This is a genomic window from Gemella haemolysans, assembly GCF_012273215.1.
In the GTDB taxonomy this organism is placed as follows: domain Bacteria; phylum Bacillota; class Bacilli; order Staphylococcales; family Gemellaceae; genus Gemella; species Gemella haemolysans_A.
The window spans coordinates 170,615-189,685 of sequence record NZ_CP050965.1; the positions used below are offsets into that span (position 1 = coordinate 170,615).

At 35.2% G+C, this 19,071-nt stretch carries 10 protein-coding genes, 7 tRNA genes and 3 rRNA genes; 18 read left to right on the forward strand and 2 right to left on the reverse strand.

What is annotated here, in order from left to right; translation table 11 throughout:
• The first annotated feature begins 10 nt into the window (after positions 1–10).
• The 5 genes from argS (at position 11) to FOC48_RS00895 (ending at position 4,330) form a co-directional block, all read left to right on the forward strand.
• Positions 11–1,645, forward strand: coding sequence for an arginine--tRNA ligase (gene argS, locus FOC48_RS00875; RefSeq protein ID WP_003147862.1), 1,635 nt, complete (start codon positions 11–13; stop codon positions 1,643–1,645).
• A 29-nt stretch (positions 1,646–1,674) separates the two neighbouring features.
• Entirely contained in the window at positions 1,675–2,154 is a 480-nt protein-coding gene (gene rpoE / locus FOC48_RS00880; RefSeq protein ID WP_003147861.1) for a DNA-directed RNA polymerase subunit delta, read from the forward strand.
• Between the two features lie 226 nt (positions 2,155–2,380).
• Positions 2,381–2,581 (forward strand): cold-shock protein, encoded by a 201-nt coding sequence (locus FOC48_RS00885; protein ID WP_003144740.1) that lies wholly within the window; start codon positions 2,381–2,383, stop codon positions 2,579–2,581.
• A 184-nt stretch (positions 2,582–2,765) separates the two neighbouring features.
• A complete protein-coding gene (locus tag FOC48_RS00890; protein WP_003147860.1) occupies positions 2,766–3,908 on the forward strand; it encodes a trans-sulfuration enzyme family protein in 1,143 nt (380 codons plus the stop codon).
• Positions 3,909–3,946: 38 nt separating this feature from the next.
• Positions 3,947–4,330, forward strand: a complete 384-nt coding sequence (locus tag FOC48_RS00895) for a RidA family protein (RefSeq protein ID WP_003147859.1) — start codon at positions 3,947–3,949, stop codon at positions 4,328–4,330.
• A gap of 82 nt (positions 4,331–4,412) precedes the next feature.
• Here FOC48_RS00895 and FOC48_RS00900 read toward each other — a convergent pair whose 3' ends face one another.
• Positions 4,413–5,276 carry a hypothetical protein gene (locus FOC48_RS00900; protein ID WP_003147858.1) on the reverse strand — a complete coding sequence of 288 codons (864 nt, stop codon included), beginning with the start codon at positions 5,274–5,276 and terminating at the stop codon, positions 4,413–4,415.
• Between the two features lie 552 nt (positions 5,277–5,828).
• Here FOC48_RS00900 and hisS point away from each other — a divergent pair.
• The 12 genes from hisS (at position 5,829) to FOC48_RS00960 (ending at position 14,893) form a co-directional block, all read left to right on the forward strand.
• Positions 5,829–7,109 carry a histidine--tRNA ligase gene (gene hisS, locus FOC48_RS00905; RefSeq protein WP_003147857.1) on the forward strand — a complete coding sequence of 427 codons (1,281 nt, stop codon included), beginning with the start codon at positions 5,829–5,831 and terminating at the stop codon, positions 7,107–7,109.
• Positions 7,109–8,881 carry an aspartate--tRNA ligase gene (aspS, locus tag FOC48_RS00910; RefSeq protein WP_003147856.1) on the forward strand — a complete coding sequence of 591 codons (1,773 nt, stop codon included), beginning with the start codon at positions 7,109–7,111 and terminating at the stop codon, positions 8,879–8,881. Before hisS ends, aspS begins: the two co-directional genes overlap by 1 nt.
• 530 nt (positions 8,882–9,411) lie before the next feature.
• A 16S ribosomal RNA gene (locus tag FOC48_RS00915) occupies positions 9,412–10,968 on the forward strand.
• A gap of 208 nt (positions 10,969–11,176) precedes the next feature.
• Positions 11,177–14,059, forward strand: a 23S ribosomal RNA gene (locus tag FOC48_RS00920).
• 70 nt (positions 14,060–14,129) lie between these two features.
• A 5S ribosomal RNA gene (rrf, locus tag FOC48_RS00925) occupies positions 14,130–14,244 on the forward strand.
• The 16S, 23S and 5S rRNA genes sit together here with 7 tRNA genes alongside, the layout of an rRNA operon.
• A gap of 36 nt (positions 14,245–14,280) precedes the next feature.
• A tRNA-Asn gene (locus FOC48_RS00930) sits at positions 14,281–14,357 on the forward strand.
• A 7-nt stretch (positions 14,358–14,364) separates the two neighbouring features.
• Positions 14,365–14,439 (forward strand) — tRNA-Glu (locus FOC48_RS00935).
• Between the two features lie 7 nt (positions 14,440–14,446).
• Positions 14,447–14,522: transfer RNA gene (locus tag FOC48_RS00940), tRNA-Val, on the forward strand.
• A gap of 13 nt (positions 14,523–14,535) precedes the next feature.
• Positions 14,536–14,619: transfer RNA gene (locus FOC48_RS00945), tRNA-Tyr, on the forward strand.
• 9 nt (positions 14,620–14,628) lie between these two features.
• A tRNA-Gln gene (locus tag FOC48_RS00950) sits at positions 14,629–14,704 on the forward strand.
• A gap of 1 nt (position 14,705) precedes the next feature.
• Positions 14,706–14,778 (forward strand) — tRNA-Lys (locus FOC48_RS00955).
• A 43-nt stretch (positions 14,779–14,821) separates the two neighbouring features.
• Positions 14,822–14,893 (forward strand) — tRNA-Glu (locus FOC48_RS00960).
• Between the two features lie 97 nt (positions 14,894–14,990).
• Here FOC48_RS00960 and FOC48_RS00965 read toward each other — a convergent pair.
• Positions 14,991–16,283, reverse strand: a complete 1,293-nt coding sequence (locus FOC48_RS00965; RefSeq protein ID WP_003146816.1) for a cytidine deaminase — start codon at positions 16,281–16,283, stop codon at positions 14,991–14,993.
• A 193-nt stretch (positions 16,284–16,476) separates the two neighbouring features.
• On the opposite strand from FOC48_RS00965, the gene gshAB reads away from it, so the two are divergent.
• The gene (gene gshAB / locus FOC48_RS00970; RefSeq protein WP_003146815.1) at positions 16,477–18,738 is read left to right on the forward strand and encodes a bifunctional glutamate--cysteine ligase GshA/glutathione synthetase GshB; all 2,262 of its coding nucleotides are present in this window, start codon (positions 16,477–16,479) and stop codon (positions 18,736–18,738) included.
• The last annotated feature ends 333 nt before the right edge of the window (positions 18,739–19,071 follow it).

The window sequence follows — 19,071 nt, forward strand, 5'->3', positions numbered from 1 at the left end:
GGAATTTTTGGTGAAAAATAAAATAGTAGAATTATTACAAAATTCTTTAGCCAAATTAGAAATTGACGGAGTAGATATACATGTAGAAACTCCAAAAAATACAGAAAATGGAGATTTTTCTTCAAACGTAGCGATGCAATTAACAAGAGTTTTACGTAAAAACCCTAGAGTTATTGCCGAGGAAATAATCAGTAATATAGATGAAGATGAAGCGGTAGAGAAAATTGAAATAGCTGGACCAGGATTCATTAACTTCTTTGTTAAGAAATCAAGTCTAGGTAGTGTTGTTGGTAAAATATTAGAAGATGATTTTAAATATGGTGAAAACAACATTGGTCAGGGTAAGAAAGTATTATTAGAATATGTATCGGCTAACCCAACAGGGACACTACATGTAGGTCATGCTAGAAATGCTGCTTATTCTGATTCATTAGCAAGAATAATGAAAAAATCAGGATATGATTTATCTCGTGAATACTATATCAATGATGCTGGTAATCAAATTAATAACCTAGTTATTTCTGCAATCGTTCGTTACAAACAAGCGCTAGGTATGGATGCTGAGTTGCCAGATGATGCATACCACGGTGAAGATATTAAAGTTCTAGGTCAAAAACTAAAAGATGAATTTGGAGATTCATTATTAGAAAGAGAAGACTTAAATGAGTTTATTCGTGAGTATGCAGTAGCGTATGAAATGGAAAATATTAAGAAAGACTTAGGAGATTTTGGATTAGAGTATGATGTGTTCTTTAGTGAAAAATCTTTATATGAAAATGGTCTTGTGGATAAAGCTTTAGAATCTTTAAGAGAACAAGGATTCGTTTATGAGAAAGATGGAGCTTTATGGTTAGAAACAACAGCTTTAGGAACAGGTGATGATAAAGACCGTGTATTAATTAAAGCGGATGGATCACTAACATACTTAACTAGTGACATAGCTTATCACAAAAATAAATTAGATCGTGGATTTGATTTATTAATAGACGTTTTAGGTGCAGATCACCATGGATATATTGCAAGATTAAAAGCAAGTATCGTAGCGATGGGATATAAAGCAGAGCAACTTGAAGTTCTAATTATGCAAATGGTACAACTACTTAATAACGGTGAAGTTGTAAAAATGAGTAAGAGAACTGGTAAAGCAATTACACTTCGTGATTTAATCGATGAAGTAGGAGCCGATGCTGCACGTTACTTCTTAGTAATGAGAAGTGCAGATAGTCACTTAGACTTCGACTTTGCGGTAGCAAAAGAACAATCAAGTGATAACCCACTATATTATGTTCAATATGCTCATGCTAGAATTTGTTCAATCTTACGTCAAGCAGCAGAACAAGTAGAATATGATGTGAAAAATTGTGATTATGAATTATTAACTGATGAGTATTCGGTAGACTTACTGAAAAACTTAGCATATTATCCAGAAATAGTAGCACAGGCTGCTAAAAACTATGAACCACACAGAATTTGTAATTATTTACAAAGTCTTGCAAGTTCTTTCCACAAATTCTATAATAATAATAAAGTAATAACTGAAAATAAAGAGCAAACTCAAAGTTACTTAGCATTAATTACAGCCGTTAAAATAACTTTAAGAAACGCTTTAGACTTAATCGGAGTATCTGCTCCAGAGAAAATGTAATAAATAAAAAAGAAGGGAATCTAATATAAATGGTAAAGTTAAAAGATTTAAGCGCAGAAAAAATTAAGGAAATGTCACTAATAGATTTATGTTATGCATATATGGTAGAAGAAGGAATTGAAAAATTAAATATTTATGATTTCCTAGACTATATTAAACCATTAAGAAGTGTTGATGATGAAGAGTTTACAGCACAAGCAGCATACTTTTACACTGACTTAAACTTAGATGGAAGATTCGTATGTGTTGAAGATGGAAGCTGGAAATTAAGAGATAGTTTATTTGTTGAAGACATTAAAAACTTTGTTGAACCAAGTGTTCAAAAATTTGAAATTGATGATGAAGATGATATTGAAGAACTTGGTGATGAAGAACAAGAAGATATCCATGATGAAGTAGATGCTCTAATCGAGGAAGAAGATATGGAAGAAACTGAAGATGTCTACGATTTTGACAATGATGGAATTGTATCAAAATTCAATATCTCAACTGAAGAAGAAGAGTTTTAATAAAAGAGCCGAAAGGCTTTTTTATTTTATAAGTCTTATTAGTTGCATATACTTTTTAAATAGAGTATAATGAAGAAAGTCAATAAAACATATAGTAAAAATTGTAATACAGGTTCTAAGTTTTTTAAGTGAATAACACAATATCACATTTATTTTATTTATTATCTTTAACAGCAAGAATACGATTGATTATTGATAATAAAAAATATAAAGGAGATTGTAACTTATGAAACAAGGTACAGTAAAATGGTTTAACGAGGAAAAAGGATTCGGATTTATCGAAGTAGCAGGAGAAAAAGATATCTTCGTTCACTTCTCAAGCATTAAAAAAGACGGATTCAAAACTTTAAAAGAAGGCGATAAAGTTGAATTTGAAGTAGAAGATGGTGCTCGTGGACCACAAGCAGCTAACGTAGTTGTTCTTTAATTAGAAATATGAGAAAGCTATAATTAGATTTTTATATCTAGTTATAGCTTTTTTTTAATTATACGGTGAAATTATAAGAAAAGAAAATATGAAAACGAATACTATAGTTATTGAAAAATACTTCATTATATTTTATAATTGAATTGCAAGGTAAAAAATAAATGGAAATCAGGAGGATAATTTCATGAAAGGAGTAAATACTAATTTATTGCATGGATATCCTGTAATAGATGATTATACTGGTGCAGCATCGATTCCTAAATATCAAGTTACTACATTTGACCAAAAAGAAGGATATAAAGATTGTGGTAAGTATTCGTATAGTCGTTTCGGGAATCCAACGATATTAGCCTTGGAAGCAGCTGTTGCTAATTTACATAAAGCGAAATTTGGTTTTGCTTTCGCTTCAGGTATGTCAGCAATAACGACTGTTTTGATGCTATTGAATTGTGGGGAACATATAGTATTACCCAAAGATGTTTATGGAGGAACATTCCAATTTAGTTCAAAAATTTTGAAAAAATATGGAATAGAAGTTAGTTTTATTAATTATCAAAATTTAGAAGAATTAGAAGCTACTATTAAAGATAATACTGCAATGATTTATATCGAAACCCCATCTAATCCTTTGTTAAAGGTATCGGATATTAAGGCAATAGTAGAAATTGCTAAGAAACATAATATAAAAACTGTTGCAGACAATACTTTTATGACTGCTTTATATCAAAAACCTTTAGATTTAGGATGTGATATAGTAATAGAGAGTTTAACTAAATTTGTTAACGGTCATAGTGATGTTACAGCTGGTTGTGCAGTTACGAATAATGAGGACATCGCGAGTGAAATTTGTTTATTACAAAAGAATTTCGGTGGTATTTTAGGAGTAGAAGATGCCTGGTTAATCTTACGAGGAATGAAAACTATGGGATTACGAATGGAGAAATCTGTAGAGAATGCGAGAATTCTTACTAAATTCTTAGAAACTCAAGATAAAATTAAAAAAGTATACTACCCTAATCTTACAAGTTGTAAATTTTATGATATTCATACAGAGCAAGCTAGTTCGGGGGGAGCTGTCTTTTCATTTGAATTTTTCGAACAAGATGATTTAAAAACGTTCCTTAAAAAAATCAAAATTCCGATTTATGCAATTAGCTTAGGAGGGGTAGAATCTATAATTTCTCATCCAGCAACTATGTCTCACGCATGTATGAGTGAAGAAGAAAGGTTAGCTCAAGGAGTAACACAAACTTTATTAAGATTTTCTTGTGGGGTAGAAGACTCAGAAGACTTAATCGAAGATTTAAAACAAGCGTTAAATAATTAATATAAAAAATTATAATATAAATAAAGGAGATTTATTAAATGAAAATAACAGAAGTAAATACACCAAAAGCGCCAAAAGCAGTAGGACCATACGTACAAGCTAATAAAGTAGGAAATCTAATTTTCTGTTCAGGACAATTAGGTATTAATCCTGAAACTGGAAAGATTGTTGAAGGTGGAGTTATCGAGGAAGCTAAACAAGTTTTCAAAAATATTGAAGCAGTATTAGAAGAAGCTGGAAGCTCTATGAACCATGTAGTGAAATCATTAGTATTATTAAAAGATATTGCTGATTTTGCTGAAGTGAATAAAGTTTATGCAGAACAGTTTAATGATGTTCTTCCTGCAAGATCAGCATTCCAAGTAGCTGCTTTACCGTTAGGTGGAAATATAGAAATAGAAGTTATCGCTGTAGAAAAATAAAGTTATCTTATAGAACTAGGTGCTAGAAATTTTCTATAAGCTAAATCTGTAAATAAATAAAAAGAATCAAGGATACAATTTGCTATCCTTGATTCTTTGCGTTATAACTTGCTATTGCAGCATCTATTTCTTCATTTGTAAAGTTAGAAATATCACCTTTTAGCTCATTTTCTATTATACTTCTACTTGTTGCTCCCTCTTGAGTATATCGGATTGTATTGTAAGTTTCTGGAACTTGTTGACCGATAATTTGTGGGTGGATTTTTGTATTAGGTATAGAAGATGTCTTTTTAGAATCAGCTGAAGTTTGTTTTCCAGTAGTGCTTCCTTTATTCTCAGATGATTTTTCTTTTTTAGAATCTTCCTTATTGCTTAATTCTTTTTTCTCTTCTTCTTTCTTAGTAACATTAGTTTTGTGATCTTGTTCTAATTCTGAAGTTTCTGAATTTAAAAGTTTGTCTTTTAACGCACTGTATTTAAATTCATATTTTGCTAAAATTGTTTTCACTTGATCCGCATAGTTAGGAGAAGTCGAATCTAATTTTAAAATTTCGATAAGAGCATTATCGTAGTTTTCTAACTGTTCTTCTAAGTAAGTGATAGCCTTAGTAAAGGTATGACCTGTATTAAGCTTTTTAGCATGTTTTAGATGATTGTGTGCTTCTTCAATATTAGCATTGTTTAACGCTGTATCAATTTTTACTAATTCACTAGCGATGTTAATTTCGTTATCTATATTTCTTAATGTTTCTTTTGCTTTTTCAGTAGTTAGTGTCTCAAGACCTTTTAAACCAGAATTGAAATCATGAGAATCATTTATTAATGATATATATTTTGAATGTTCTTCTTTAAAATTTTTATTTTCTGAAGTAAGATAGTAATATGTTCCTCCTACTAAGAAAAAAATCACTAATATAGGCATTAAAATAGAGATTATTTTTTTCATAAAGAGCTATGCTCCTTTCTTTAATGTCTTTAACTATAATTAATTGTATAATGTTAAGAAAAAAAAATCAAGTGAATTAAATTATAAGTAATTAAACTAACTACATGAAATGTGTATATAAAGGGAGTATAAAATTATATTATGGTGAAATAATTAGTAGCTATTAATGTTGAATTTTGTAGAAAAATAATCTAATAAATATCGGTAAATATACTGATTAAAAATAAAAAGTATAATAATTTCTTGACAAGGATATGAGTTTGGTATAATATATTTAAAAGAACCGTGACAAAATATAGTAAAAAGAATTTTACTTTATGTTTTAATAGAAAGAGAGTTTGATCCTTAGGCTGAAAGATTAAATATTAATGATTAAAGTAAAGAACACTTTTTGTAAAATTTAATAAATAGAAAATAAGGTATCGGTATTCCGGTATGAATTAGGGTGGCACCACGAAGTATGTTATCGTCCCATGTAGTTAAAAGCTATGTGGGGCGATTTTTAATTTATATTGGATGCACAGGATGATTAAAAATCGAAAGGAGAAAGAAATGGTAATTAGTATGCCAAGAGGGACTCAAGATATACTACCAGACGAAAGTGTGAAATGGCAGTATATTGAAGGGAAACTAAGAGAGATTAGTAAAAACTTCTGTTATGAAGAAATAAGAACACCTATGTTTGAATCAACAGAATTATTTAGTCGAGGTGTTGGGGATACAACAGATATAGTTCAAAAAGAAATGTATACTTTTATGGATAAAGGGAATAGATCTTTAACGTTAAGACCAGAAGGTACAGCTGGAACAGTTCGTTCATATATTGAAAATAAACTTTTCGCTAAAACTATTCAACCACAAAAATTATACTATGTTGGGCCGATGTTTAGATATGAAAGAAAACAAAAAGGTCGTTATCGTCAATTTGTTCAATATGGTGTTGAGGTCATCGGTGAGGAGAGCCCAAAAATTGATGCTGAAGTTATTAGTTTAGCTTATAACATTTATAGAATGTTTGGGATAGAAAATATTAAAGTAAGTATTAACTCTTTAGGAAATCCCGAAGAAAGACAAGCCTATAATGAAGCGTTAGTTAAGCATTTTGAACCTAGAATAAATGAATTCTGTGAAGATTGTAATAATAGACTTTATAAAAATCCTATGAGAATATTGGATTGTAAAGTTGATGCTGAACACGAGCTTATTAAATCTGCACCAAGATTATTAGAGTACCTAGGTGAAGAGTCTAAACAATACTTTGCAGAAGTACTTAAACACTTAGATGCGCTAGGTGTAAAATATGAAATTGATCATAATTTAGTTCGTGGATTAGACTACTATACTCATACTGCATTTGAGATTATGATAGATAATCCAGAAGTAGAATTAAAAACACTTTGTGGTGGTGGTCGTTATAATGGATTAATTAAATTGTTAGATGGACCGGAAGATAAAAAAGGTATTGGTTTTGCTTTAAGTATTGAAAGATTATTATTAGCACTTGAAAGTGAAAATATTGAATTACCTATAGATGATACAATCGATGTGTTTGTAGTTGCTATGGGTGAAGAAGCTTCAAATGCTGGAGTCAAACTTACTAATGATTTAAGATTAGCTGGATATAGTGTACAAAATGATTATTTTGATAAAAAAATGAAAGCTCAAATGAAGATTGCAGATAGATACAATGCAAAATATTCTATAATAATTGGACAAAGTGAACTAGAAAGTGGAACACTTGTCGTAAAAGATATGAAATCATTTGAACAAGAAACAATTAAGTTAGAAAACATAGTTGATTATTTACAAGAAAAATTGAGAGGAGAAAAATAATGAGCGCATACGGAAGAACGGAATACACTGGTCGTATAGATGAAAAATATGTAGGGAAAAAAGTAACGTTAAAAGGTTGGGTTAGTAAACGTCGTGACCTTGGTAACTTAATCTTTATCGATGTAAGAGATAGAATGGGTGTAGTTCAATGTGTATTTTCAGGAGAAAAAAATGCAGAATTACATGAACTAGCAGGAACTTTAAGAAACGAATTCGTAGTTTCTATTGAAGGAGAAGTAGTATTAAGAAATGAATCTACTGTAAACGAGAAAATTGCTTCAGGTAAAGTAGAAGTTATCGCTGATAAATTAGAAATTTTATCAAAAGCAAAAACATTACCATTCGTATTAGACGATGCAAGTTTATCAAGTGAAGAATTACGTCTGAAATATCGTTACCTTGACTTAAGAAGAACGGAACTTGCAGAAGTATTACACTTACGTTCAAAAATTACTAAAGCAACAAGAGATTACTTAGACAACAACATGTTTGTTGATGTTGAAACACCAATTTTAACTAAGTCTACTCCAGAAGGAGCACGTGACTACTTAGTACCAAGTAGGGTTCACCCAGGTGAATTCTATGCTTTACCACAATCACCACAATTATTTAAGCAATTATTAATGGTTGCAGGATTTGACAGATACTATCAAGTAGCTCGTTGTTTCCGTGATGAAGACTTACGTGCAGATAGACAACCAGACTTTACACAAATCGATATGGAAATGAGCTTTATGTCACAAGAAGAAATTCTTACTATGATAGAAGGTTTAATTGCTCATGTAATGAAAGAAGTTAAAGGTATCGATGTAGTATTACCATTCCCACGTCTTGACTATGAAGAAGCAATGGAAAGATTTGGTAGTGATAAACCAGATACTCGTTTTGGTATGGAGTTAAAAGATGTTAGTGATCTTGTGAAGAACTTAGACTTCAAAGTGTTCTCTAATGCAGTAGAACAAGGTGGAGCAGTAAAATGTATCGTAGCTAAAGGATGTGCAGAGCAATATTCTCGCAAAGATATTGATGCATTAGGTAAGTATGTTGCAAACTATGGAGCTAAAGGATTAGCTTGGGTTAAAGTAACAGAAGAAGGATTAAACGGAGCGATTGCTAAATTCTTTACAGATGAAGTAGCTCAAGAATTAGTAGCTCGTGTAGATGCAGAAGTTGGAGATATTATCTTATTTGCTGCGGATAGTAAAAAAGTATGTTACGCATCATTAGGGGCACTACGTCAAAAATTAGCAGCTGATTTAGATTTAATCGATAAAAATAAATATAACTATCTATGGGTAGTAAACTGGCCTTTATTAGAGTATGATGAAGAAAAAGGGCGTTACAGTGCAGCTCACCACCCATTCACAATGCCGAAAGTAGAAGATGTAGAATTACTAGAAACTGCACCAGAAAAAGCTTATGCACAAGCTTATGATATAGTACTTAATGGATATGAACTAGGTGGAGGAAGTATCCGTATCTACGATAAAGAAGTACAATCTTCAATGTTTAAAGCATTAGGATTTACTCAAGAACAAGCTCAAGAGCAATTTGGATTCTTATTAGATGCATTCGAATATGGAGTACCACCACATGGGGGATGTGCTTTAGGATTAGATAGATTTGTTATGTTACTAGCAGGGCGTGATAACTTACGTGACACAATAGCATTCCCTAAAACAGCTAATGCTGCAGATCCAATGACACAAGCTCCATCACCAGTAGATTTAGAGCAATTATTAGAGCTAAATATCTCTTTATTAAGAAAATAGTTTACTAATAGAAAGATTCAAACTGAGGAAAAGAGAAACTTTTCCTCAGTTTTTTTTAAAAATGTATTGACATAATAAAAGACTGATGATAGAATAGTAAAAGTCTTCTCAAGAAGAAGACGAACAATATAAGATTTCTAATAATTAAAAGTTAAGAAAATATAAAAAACTTCTTGACAAAATAAAAAAGAAATGATAAACTTATAAACGTCTTGAAACAAGACAACGCTTATTATTTCAACGAAGTAAACGGTTAACAAGTTCAAAAAAATATAAAAAACTTCTTGACAAACATTCGAAGAAATGATAAAATAATTAAAGTCTTCTAATGAAGACGAAAAAACATTTTTAAAAAAAGTTCTAAAAAAGACTTGACAAAGAAATTTAAAAATGTTAAAATATAAAAGTTGTTAATCGCAACGATTTGAACATTGAAAACTAAACGAATTAAGTCAACGTTAATTCCAAAAAAGGACAGTTTTAAAAAGAAACTATAAAACTTTTTAATGAGCTAATCAAGCTAACAAATTTATTTGGAGAGTTTGATCCTGGCTCAGGACGAACGCTGGCGGCGTGCCTAATACATGCAAGTCGAGCGAAGTTTTTCTGGTGCTTGCACTAGAAAAACTTAGCGGCGAACGGGTGAGTAACACGTAAAGAACCTGCCTCATAGACTGGGACAACTATTGGAAACGATAGCTAATACCGGATAACAGCATTAACTGCATGGTTGATGTTTAAAAGTTGGTTTTGCTAACACTATGAGATGGCTTTGCGGTGCATTAGCTAGTTGGTGGGGTAAAGGCCTACCAAGGCGACGATGCATAGCCGACCTGAGAGGGTGATCGGCCACACTGGGACTGAGACACGGCCCAGACTCCTACGGGAGGCAGCAGTAGGGAATCTTCCGCAATGGGCGAAAGCCTGACGGAGCAACGCCGCGTGAGTGAAGAAGGATTTCGGTTCGTAAAGCTCTGTTGTTAGGGAAGAATGATTGTGTAGTAACTATACACAGTAGAGACGGTACCTAACCAGAAAGCCACGGCTAACTACGTGCCAGCAGCCGCGGTAATACGTAGGTGGCAAGCGTTGTCCGGAATTATTGGGCGTAAAGCGCGCGCAGGTGGTTTAATAAGTCTGATGTGAAAGCCCACGGCTCAACCGTGGAGGGTCATTGGAAACTGTTAAACTTGAGTGCAGGAGAGAAAAGTGGAATTCCTAGTGTAGCGGTGAAATGCGTAGAGATTAGGAGGAACACCAGTGGCGAAGGCGGCTTTTTGGCCTGTAACTGACACTGAGGCGCGAAAGCGTGGGGAGCAAACAGGATTAGATACCCTGGTAGTCCACGCCGTAAACGATGAGTGCTAAGTGTTGGTCTCATAAGAGATCAGTGCTGCAGCTAACGCATTAAGCACTCCGCCTGGGGAGTACGACCGCAAGGTTGAAACTCAAAGGAATTGACGGGGACCCGCACAAGCGGTGGAGCATGTGGTTTAATTCGAAGCAACGCGAAGAACCTTACCAAGTCTTGACATACTGTGAGGACACAAGAGATTGTGTTGTTCTGACCTTTGGTTAGACACAGATACAGGTGGTGCATGGTTGTCGTCAGCTCGTGTCGTGAGATGTTGGGTTAAGTCCCGCAACGAGCGCAACCCTTATATCTAGTTGCCAGCAGTAAGATGGGGACTCTAGATAGACTGCCAGTGATAAACTGGAGGAAGGTGGGGATGACGTCAAATCATCATGCCCCTTATGACTTGGGCTACACACGTGCTACAATGGATAGGAACAAAGAGAAGCGAGCTCGCGAGAGTAAGCAAACCTCACAAAACTATTCTCAGTTCGGATTGTAGTCTGCAACTCGACTACATGAAGCTGGAATCGCTAGTAATCGCGAATCAGAATGTCGCGGTGAATACGTTCCCGGGTCTTGTACACACCGCCCGTCACACCACGAGAGTTTGTAACACCCGAAGACGGTGGCCTAACCTTTTAGGAGGGAGCCGGTCACGGTGGGACAGATGATTGGGGTGAAGTCGTAACAAGGTAGCCGTATCGGAAGGTGCGGCTGGATCACCTCCTTTCTAAGGATAAGGAATACGTTGATAATTCGTTTAGTTTTGAGTGTTCAAAGAATACTCAAGCACAATGAAAACTGAATATATATATTAGATCAAAAATAATTTTCTATAAATTAAAAACAGATTTACAAAACCGAGAAAAAAGTAAGTAAGTTGTAAAACTTATTCACAAAGAGTTCAAGGAAAAGAACGAAGCGTAAAAGCTACACACGATTAAGTAGTAAAGGGCGCACGGAGGATGCCTTGGCACTAGGAGCCGATGAAGGACGTGACAAACGACGAAATGCTACGGGGAGCTGTAAGTAAGCAAAGAGCCGTAGATATCCGAATGGGGGAACCCACCGTTTTTAAAAGGGCGGTACGCGAAAGCGAGGTAACGCAGGGAACTGAAACATCTAAGTACCTGTAGGAAGAGAAAGAAAAATCGATTTCCTTAGTAGTGGCGAGCGAAAAGGAAGGAGCCCAAACCAATGTGCTTGCATATTGGGGTTGTAGGACTCTCAACAAATCGTATGACGAAGTATAGTAGAACAAGCTGGAAAGTTAGACCGTAGAAGGTAAAAGTCCTGTATACGAAATGCTAAGTTGGCGAGAGAGAGCACCTGAGTACGGCGGAACACGAGGAATTCCGTCGGAATCTACCAGGACCATCTGGTAAGGCTAAATACTACCTAGTGACCGATAGTGAACCAGTACCGTGAGGGAAAGGTGAAAAGAACCCCGGGAGGGGAGTGAAAGAGAACCTGAAACCGTGTGCTTACAAGTAGTCAGAGCCCTTTCGGGGGTGATGGCGTGCCTTTTGTAGAATGAACCGGCGAGTTACTTTATCATGCGAGGTTAAGTGGAAGACATGGAGCCGAAGCGAAAGCGAGTCTTAATAGGGCGAAATAGTATGATGGAGTAGACCCGAAACCAAGTGATCTACCCATGGCCAGGTTGAAGTTTAGGTAACACTGAATGGAGGACCGAACCAGGACACGTTGAAAAGTGTTTGGATGAGCTGTGGGTAGCGGAGAAATTCCAATCGAACTTGGAAATAGCTGGTTCTCTCCGAAATAGCTTTAGGGCTAGCCTCGTTGTGAGTTTACTGGAGGTAGAGCACTGTTTGGACTAGGGGCCCATCCCGGGTTACCGAATTCAGACAAACTCCGAATGCCAGATAAATATCAACGGGAGTCAGACTGCGGGTGATAAGGTTCGTAGTCGAAAGGGAAACAGCCCAGACCGCCAGCTAAGGTCCCAAATTGTATGTTAAGTGGAAAAGGATGTGATGATGCACAGACAACCAGGATGTTGGCTTAGAAGCAGCCACCATTTAAAGAGTGCGTAATAGCTCACTGGTCGAGTGACATCGCGCCGAAAATGTACCGGGGCTAAACATACAACCGAAGCTGCGGATATAACTAATGTTATATGGTAGGAGAGCGTTCTAACATCATAGAAGCTGAGCTGTAAGGCGAGGTGGAGAGGTTAGAAGTGAGAATGCCGGTGTGAGTAGCGAAAGATAGGTGAGAATCCTATCCACCGAATGACTAAGGTTTCCAGAGGAAGGCTCGTCCGCTCTGGGTAAGTCGGGACCTAAGGTGAAGCCGAATGGTGAAGCCGATGGACAACAGGTAGAAATTCCTGTACCACCAAATATCGTTTGAGAGAAGTGGGGACAGAGGAGGCTAATTGATCGTCCTGATGGAATAGGACGTCTAAGCACAAAGGTTGAGTAGTAGGCAAATCCGCTGCTTGTAAGACTGAAGTGTGATGGGGAGCGAAATATAGTAGCGAAGTCAATGAAGCCAAACTCTCAAGAAAAACCGCTATCGAGATAAGAGGTGCCCGTACCGCAAACCGACACAGGTAGTTGGGAAGAGAATTCTAAGGTGAGCGAGAGAACCATCGTTAAGGAACTCGGCAAAATGACCCCGTAACTTCGGGAGAAGGGGTGCCTACGAGAGTAGGCCGCAGTGAATAGGCCCAAGCGACTGTTTAACAAAAACACAGGTCTCTGCAAAACCGTAAGGTGAAGTATAGGGGCTGACGCCTGCCCGGTGCTGGAAGGTTAAGAGGAGTGCTTAGCGTAAGCGAAGGTATGAATTGAAGCCCCAGTAAACGGCGGCCGTAACTATAACGGTCCTAAGGTAGCGAAATTCCTTGTCGGGTAAGTTCCGACCCGCACGAAAGGCGTAACGATTTGGGCACTGTCTCAACGATGGACTCGGTGAAATCATAGTACCTGTGAAGATGCAGGTTACCCGCGACAGGACGGAAAGACCCCATGGAGCTTTACTGTAGCTTGATATTGAATTTTGATGCAGTATGTACAGGATAGGTAGGAGCCTAAGAATCATGCACGCCAGTGTATGAGGAGGCGTTGTTGGGATACTACCCTTGCTGTATTGAAATTCTAACCCTCGGCATAGAAAACCGGGAGACAGTGTCAGGTGGGCAGTTTGACTGGGGCGGTCGCCTCCCAAAGAGTAACGGAGGCGTTCAAAGGTTCCCTCAGAATGGTTGGAAATCATTTGCAGAGTGTAAAGGCACAAGGGAGCTTGACTGTGAGACTTACAAGTCGAGCAGGTGCGAAAGCAGGACTTAGTGATCCGGTGGTTCCGCATGGAAGGGCCATCGCTCAACGGATAAAAGCTACCCTGGGGATAACAGGCTTATCTCCCCCAAGAGTCCACATCGACGGGGAGGTTTGGCACCTCGATGTCGGCTCATCGCATCCTGGGGCTGTAGTCGGTCCCAAGGGTTGGGCTGTTCGCCCATTAAAGCGGTACGCGAGCTGGGTTCAGAACGTCGTGAGACAGTTCGGTCCCTATCCGTCGTGGGCGTAGGAAATTTGAGAGGAGCTGTCCTTAGTACGAGAGGACCGGGATGGACGTATCAATGGTGTACCAGTTGTCACGCCAGTGGCATAGCTGGGTAGCTAAATACGGAAGGGATAAGAGCTGAAAGCATCTAAGCATGAAGCCCCCCTCGAGATGAGATTTCCCACGGATATTAAGACCCCTTGAAGACGACAAGGAGAATAGGTTAGGAGTGTAAGCACGGTAACGTGTTCAGCTGACTAATACTAATAGGTCGAGGACTTAATCAAGTGAAAGTTCTTTGAAGGTAACTGTTGACAAAAAGAAAAAAGATGATATAATATGTATATGAAGTTTTCGTCTGGTGGCGATAGCGAAGAGGACACACCTGTACCCATACCGAACACAGAAGTTAAGCTCTTTAGCGTCGAATGTAGTTGGGCTTACGCCCTGTGAGACTAGAACGTTGCCAGGCTTTTGAGGTCTTTAGCTTATGCTTTAGGCTTATTATTCCACAGTAGCTCAGTTGGTAGTAGCATCTGACTGTTAATCAGAGGGTCGCAGGTTCGAGTCCTGCCTGTGGAGCCATTTTTTTGGCCCGTTGGTCAAGTGGTTAAGACACCGCCCTTTCACGGCGGTAACACGGGTTCGAATCCCGTACGGGTCACCATTTGAACGGAGGTTTAGCTCAGCTGGGAGAGCACTTGCCTTACAAGCAAGGGGTCAGCGGTTCGATCCCGTTAACCTCCACCATTTTAAATAAGTCGGGAAGATAGCGAAGAGGCTAAACGCGGCGGACTGTAAATCCGCTCCTTAGGGTTCAGTGGTTCGAATCCACTTCTTCCCACCATTCTAATATTGGGATATAGCCAAGCGGTAAGGCAACGGACTTTGACTCCGTCATTCCCCTGGTTCGAATCCAGGTATCCCAGCCATGAGCCATTAGCTCAGTTGGTAGAGCATTTGACTTTTAATCAAAGGGTCGAAGGTTCGAGTCCTTCATGGCTCATTAATTGAATAAAAGGCTAAGTTAATTAGCCTTTTATATTTTTGGCCCGTTGGTCAAGTGGTTAAGACACCGCCCTTTCACGGCGGTAACACGGGTTCGAATCCCGTACGGGTCATCTTAACCAAGTCGTAACATATGTTACGACTTTTTTTATTAACATTATATATAATAATTAAGAGCAATTCTGTATATTAGAACTGCTCTTAATTTTATTATTTTTTTAATTCTTTTGCTGTGAAGCTAAGTGGTAATACTTCTTCAAAAAAGTTGTATACTGCATATGTGTTTTTTGATGTTCCTAGAATTAACTCAAATTCTTCATCTGCAAATTCAGATATAACCTGTCGACATACTCCACAAGGAGGACAGTAGTTTTCTAGGTTACCGTTTGGACCACCTACAACTGCAATTTTTTTGAATTTTGTTACTCCTTCACTAACAGCTTTGAATATTGCAGTCCTTTCTGCACAGTTAGTAGGAGAATAGCTTGCATTTTCTATATTACATCCAGTGTATATTTTTCCATTATCTGCGAGTATTGCTGCACCAACTTTAAAGTTTGAATATGGAACGTACGCAAACTTTGTTGCTTCTATAGCGGCTTCTACTAGAGTTTGATTGATATCTTCATAGATTTCATTTTTTTCTTTTAGTAGTTTCATAACTGAATCGGCTACACCACCTTCAGAGTTTGTTTTTTCAGTGATGAATTTAGCATTATTTTGTAGTTCTTTATTTCCATTTTTCATTGCAATACTATATTCAACTATATCTAGCATTGCTTGATCATTAAGGTTATCACCTATAGCAATAGCATTTTTTAAGTTGATATCATGTATATCAGCGACTATTTTTAATGCCTCACCTTTTGTAGCTTTTTTATCCATAATTTCTACGTTATTAGCTCCTGATGAAGTAACGCTTATATTCTCATTTCCTGAAAGTAGTTCAGTTGCATGTTTTAATTTTTCTAAGTCATTTGATATTCCAATTACTTTAATAGCAGGATTGTCTTCTTGATTTAAGTATAATTCTATATTATCAACTTCGGTAATATGACCTAATGCGAGTCTATTTTTAGCTTCTCGTCTTAAGTGTTGTTCATTTGGTTCTTCACCATTTGCTCGTATTAGATCGATATATGCAGTTATATCAGTCTCTATACTATTTGTATAAATGGTATTTTTTGTATAAAGTTGATAGCTTATTTCTAAACTTTTTAATATTTCAATTGTATAGTATAAATCTTTTAATTTCATTGGAGTAATATTAATTATATTCCCATTCTTATCGTATATTATTCCCCCGTTGAAGCTTATAACATCACACTTTATATTTTCATCATTTAATGCAGGTAATGCTTCATAATAGGCTCTTCCGGTAGCTACTACAAATTGAATTCCATTTTTTTGTGCAAATTTTATAAGTTCTACATTTTCATTTGGGATTTTGTGGTCACTATTTAATAAAGTTCCATCCATATCGCTAGCAATTAATTTAATCATGTAATTATAAGAAATACGATTATTTATCGAATTTCATACCCCTTTCTTCAGTGTAATTTGATTATAACATAAGAGGAAGTATATTGTAAGTGTTTGTAATAATATACTTTATTTTGAGTTTAATTTCTATTATAAATTGTATATTTATGATAAGATAGAATGTAACTAGATTGTATGTAGAGAGTGATAAAATATGATAATTAGAGATTTAATTAAAAATAATAATTTAGAAGAGATATTTACTAATGTAAAAATCGGTTTAGAAAAAGAGGGACAACGTATCTTAAACGATGGTACGATTTCAAAAACTGATCATCCAAAAGTATTTGGAGTACGTCATGAAAATCCATATATACAGACAGATTTTGCTGAATCACAAGTTGAACTTATTACAACTCCAGAAAACAGTGAAAAAGATGTTCTTAGAGTATTAAATGCAGTTCATGAGGTTACACTTAAAAATATGCCTGCTGATGAATTCATATGGCCTTTAAGTATTCCAGCTATACTACCAGATGAAAAGGATATAAGAGTTGCTCAATTTGAGAAAAAAATCGATGTAGAGTATAGAGAGTATTTAGTAAAAAAATATGGAAAATATAAACAAATGGTCTCAGGAATTCACTATAATTTCCAACTTGATGATAAGTTTATGGAGAAAATTTCAGAAATCACTAAGGAAGATTTGGTTAGTGTAAAAAATGAAATTTATTTAAAATTAGCAAGACAATTTATTAGATATCAATGGATATTAATATACTTATATGGAGCTTCTCCATTAGCTGAAGATAAGTATTTTACAAATGGAATAAAACCGGATCATTATGTGAGAAGTTTACGTACTAGTCGGTATGGTTATGTTAACGATGATGATATTAAAGTATCGTATAGTTCATTAGAAAAATATATTGAAGATATTACAGGTTATGTGAAAAATGGGAATCTAATAGCTGAAAAAGAATTTTACTCTAGCGTTCGCTTTAGAGGAGCTGATACTATCGTGAAGTTTCCTAAAGAAGGTATTAAATATATGGAATTCCGTCTTTTCGATTTAAATCCATTTACACCTTTTGGTATTTTAGAAAAAGATATAAGATTTGTTCATTTATTCCTAAAAACATTAGTTTGGTTAGATGAAGTAAATAAAGAAACTTCAGAATCATTAGGTTATGAGTATAGTGAAAATGTCGCATTAACTCATCCATATGAAAATGTTCCTTATGAGGAAGAAGGAATATGGTTATTAAATCAAATGAAAGAACTAGTTAAGGAATTAGGTTTATTTGATAATGATATTAAATTAATCGATGAAAAAATAGAAGAACTACAAAATCCAAAAATTACTCTAGGAGCTAAGTTATTAGCTGAGTATGAAAAAGATAACAATATGTCTAGAGTTGGTATCGAACTTGCTAAAAAATATAAAGAAGAGGCATTAAGAGAATACTATTCATTAAGTGCTTTTGCTAACATGGAACTCTCTACACAGGCGGTAATAGAAGATGCTATAAAAAATGGAATTAAAGTAGATGTAATTGATGAAAATGATCAATTTATTCGTTTAGAAAATAAAGAGCATATTGAATATGTAAAAAATGGAAATATGACGAGTAAAGATAGTTATATCTCTCCATTAATTATGGAAAATAAAGTAGTAACAAAGAAAGTTCTTGCTGAAAAAGGTTTTAGAGTACCTAAAGGATATGAGGTCTCTAGTTTAGATGAAGCAATTCAGAAGTTTAATTATATAAAAAATAAACCAATAGTTATAAAACCAAAAAGCACTAATTTTGGATTAGGTATAACGATATTTAAAAATGGAACAAATTCGTTAGAAAACTATTCAAAAGCTGTTGAATTTGCATTAAAAGAAGATAAAGATATATTAATTGAAGAATTTATAGAAGGAACAGAGTATAGATTTTTCGTAATTGAAGGAAAAACAGAAGCTGTATTATTAAGAGTTCCTGCTAATGTAGTTGGTGATGGAAAACATACAATCAGAGAATTAGTTGAGATAAAAAATTCTAATCCTTTAAGAGGAGATGCGAAAAAAACTCCACTGAAAAAAATTGAATTAGAAGAAATTGAAAAATTACAATTAGCCGAACAAGGATTAAATTTTGATTCTATATTACCAGAGAATAAGATCGCATATCTTAGAGAGAACTCTAATATAAGCACAGGTGGAGATTCTGTAGATATGACAGATGATGTTCATGAAAGTTATAAAAAATTAGCTGTAGAAATTACTGATGCTATGATGGCTAAAGTATGTGGAGTTGACTTGATTATTCCAGATATAACAGAAGAAATAAATGGAGAAAATTATGGTGTTATTGAGGCTAATTTTAATCCTATGATGATGATGCATATTTATCCACATTCAGGTAAATCAAGAAGATTATCATTAAATGTACTAAAAATGTTATTCCCGGAAAGAAATATTAAATAATACAAGTATAATTGATAATTAGTTAATGAATGGGTCTGACCCAAAAGACCTAAATTTTAACAAAGTGTATATGAGAACTCATAGACGCAGTGCTTTATTGATATCTAAAATCGCTTTAGAAAAGAAAAGCTTTTTAGATATCTAATAAACTGTGCGGGGGTGACTCGATAAAATCGATTTTGAAATCACGATTTTTGAGTCACTCCCGTTTTTATATTATAGAAAAATACAAAGAATATTATGAAAGGTTGAAAATAATATTTTCATGTCATTATTTTTAAAATAAAAATTTACATATAGAGTGAGTAAAATATGACTTAATTTAACTTACAA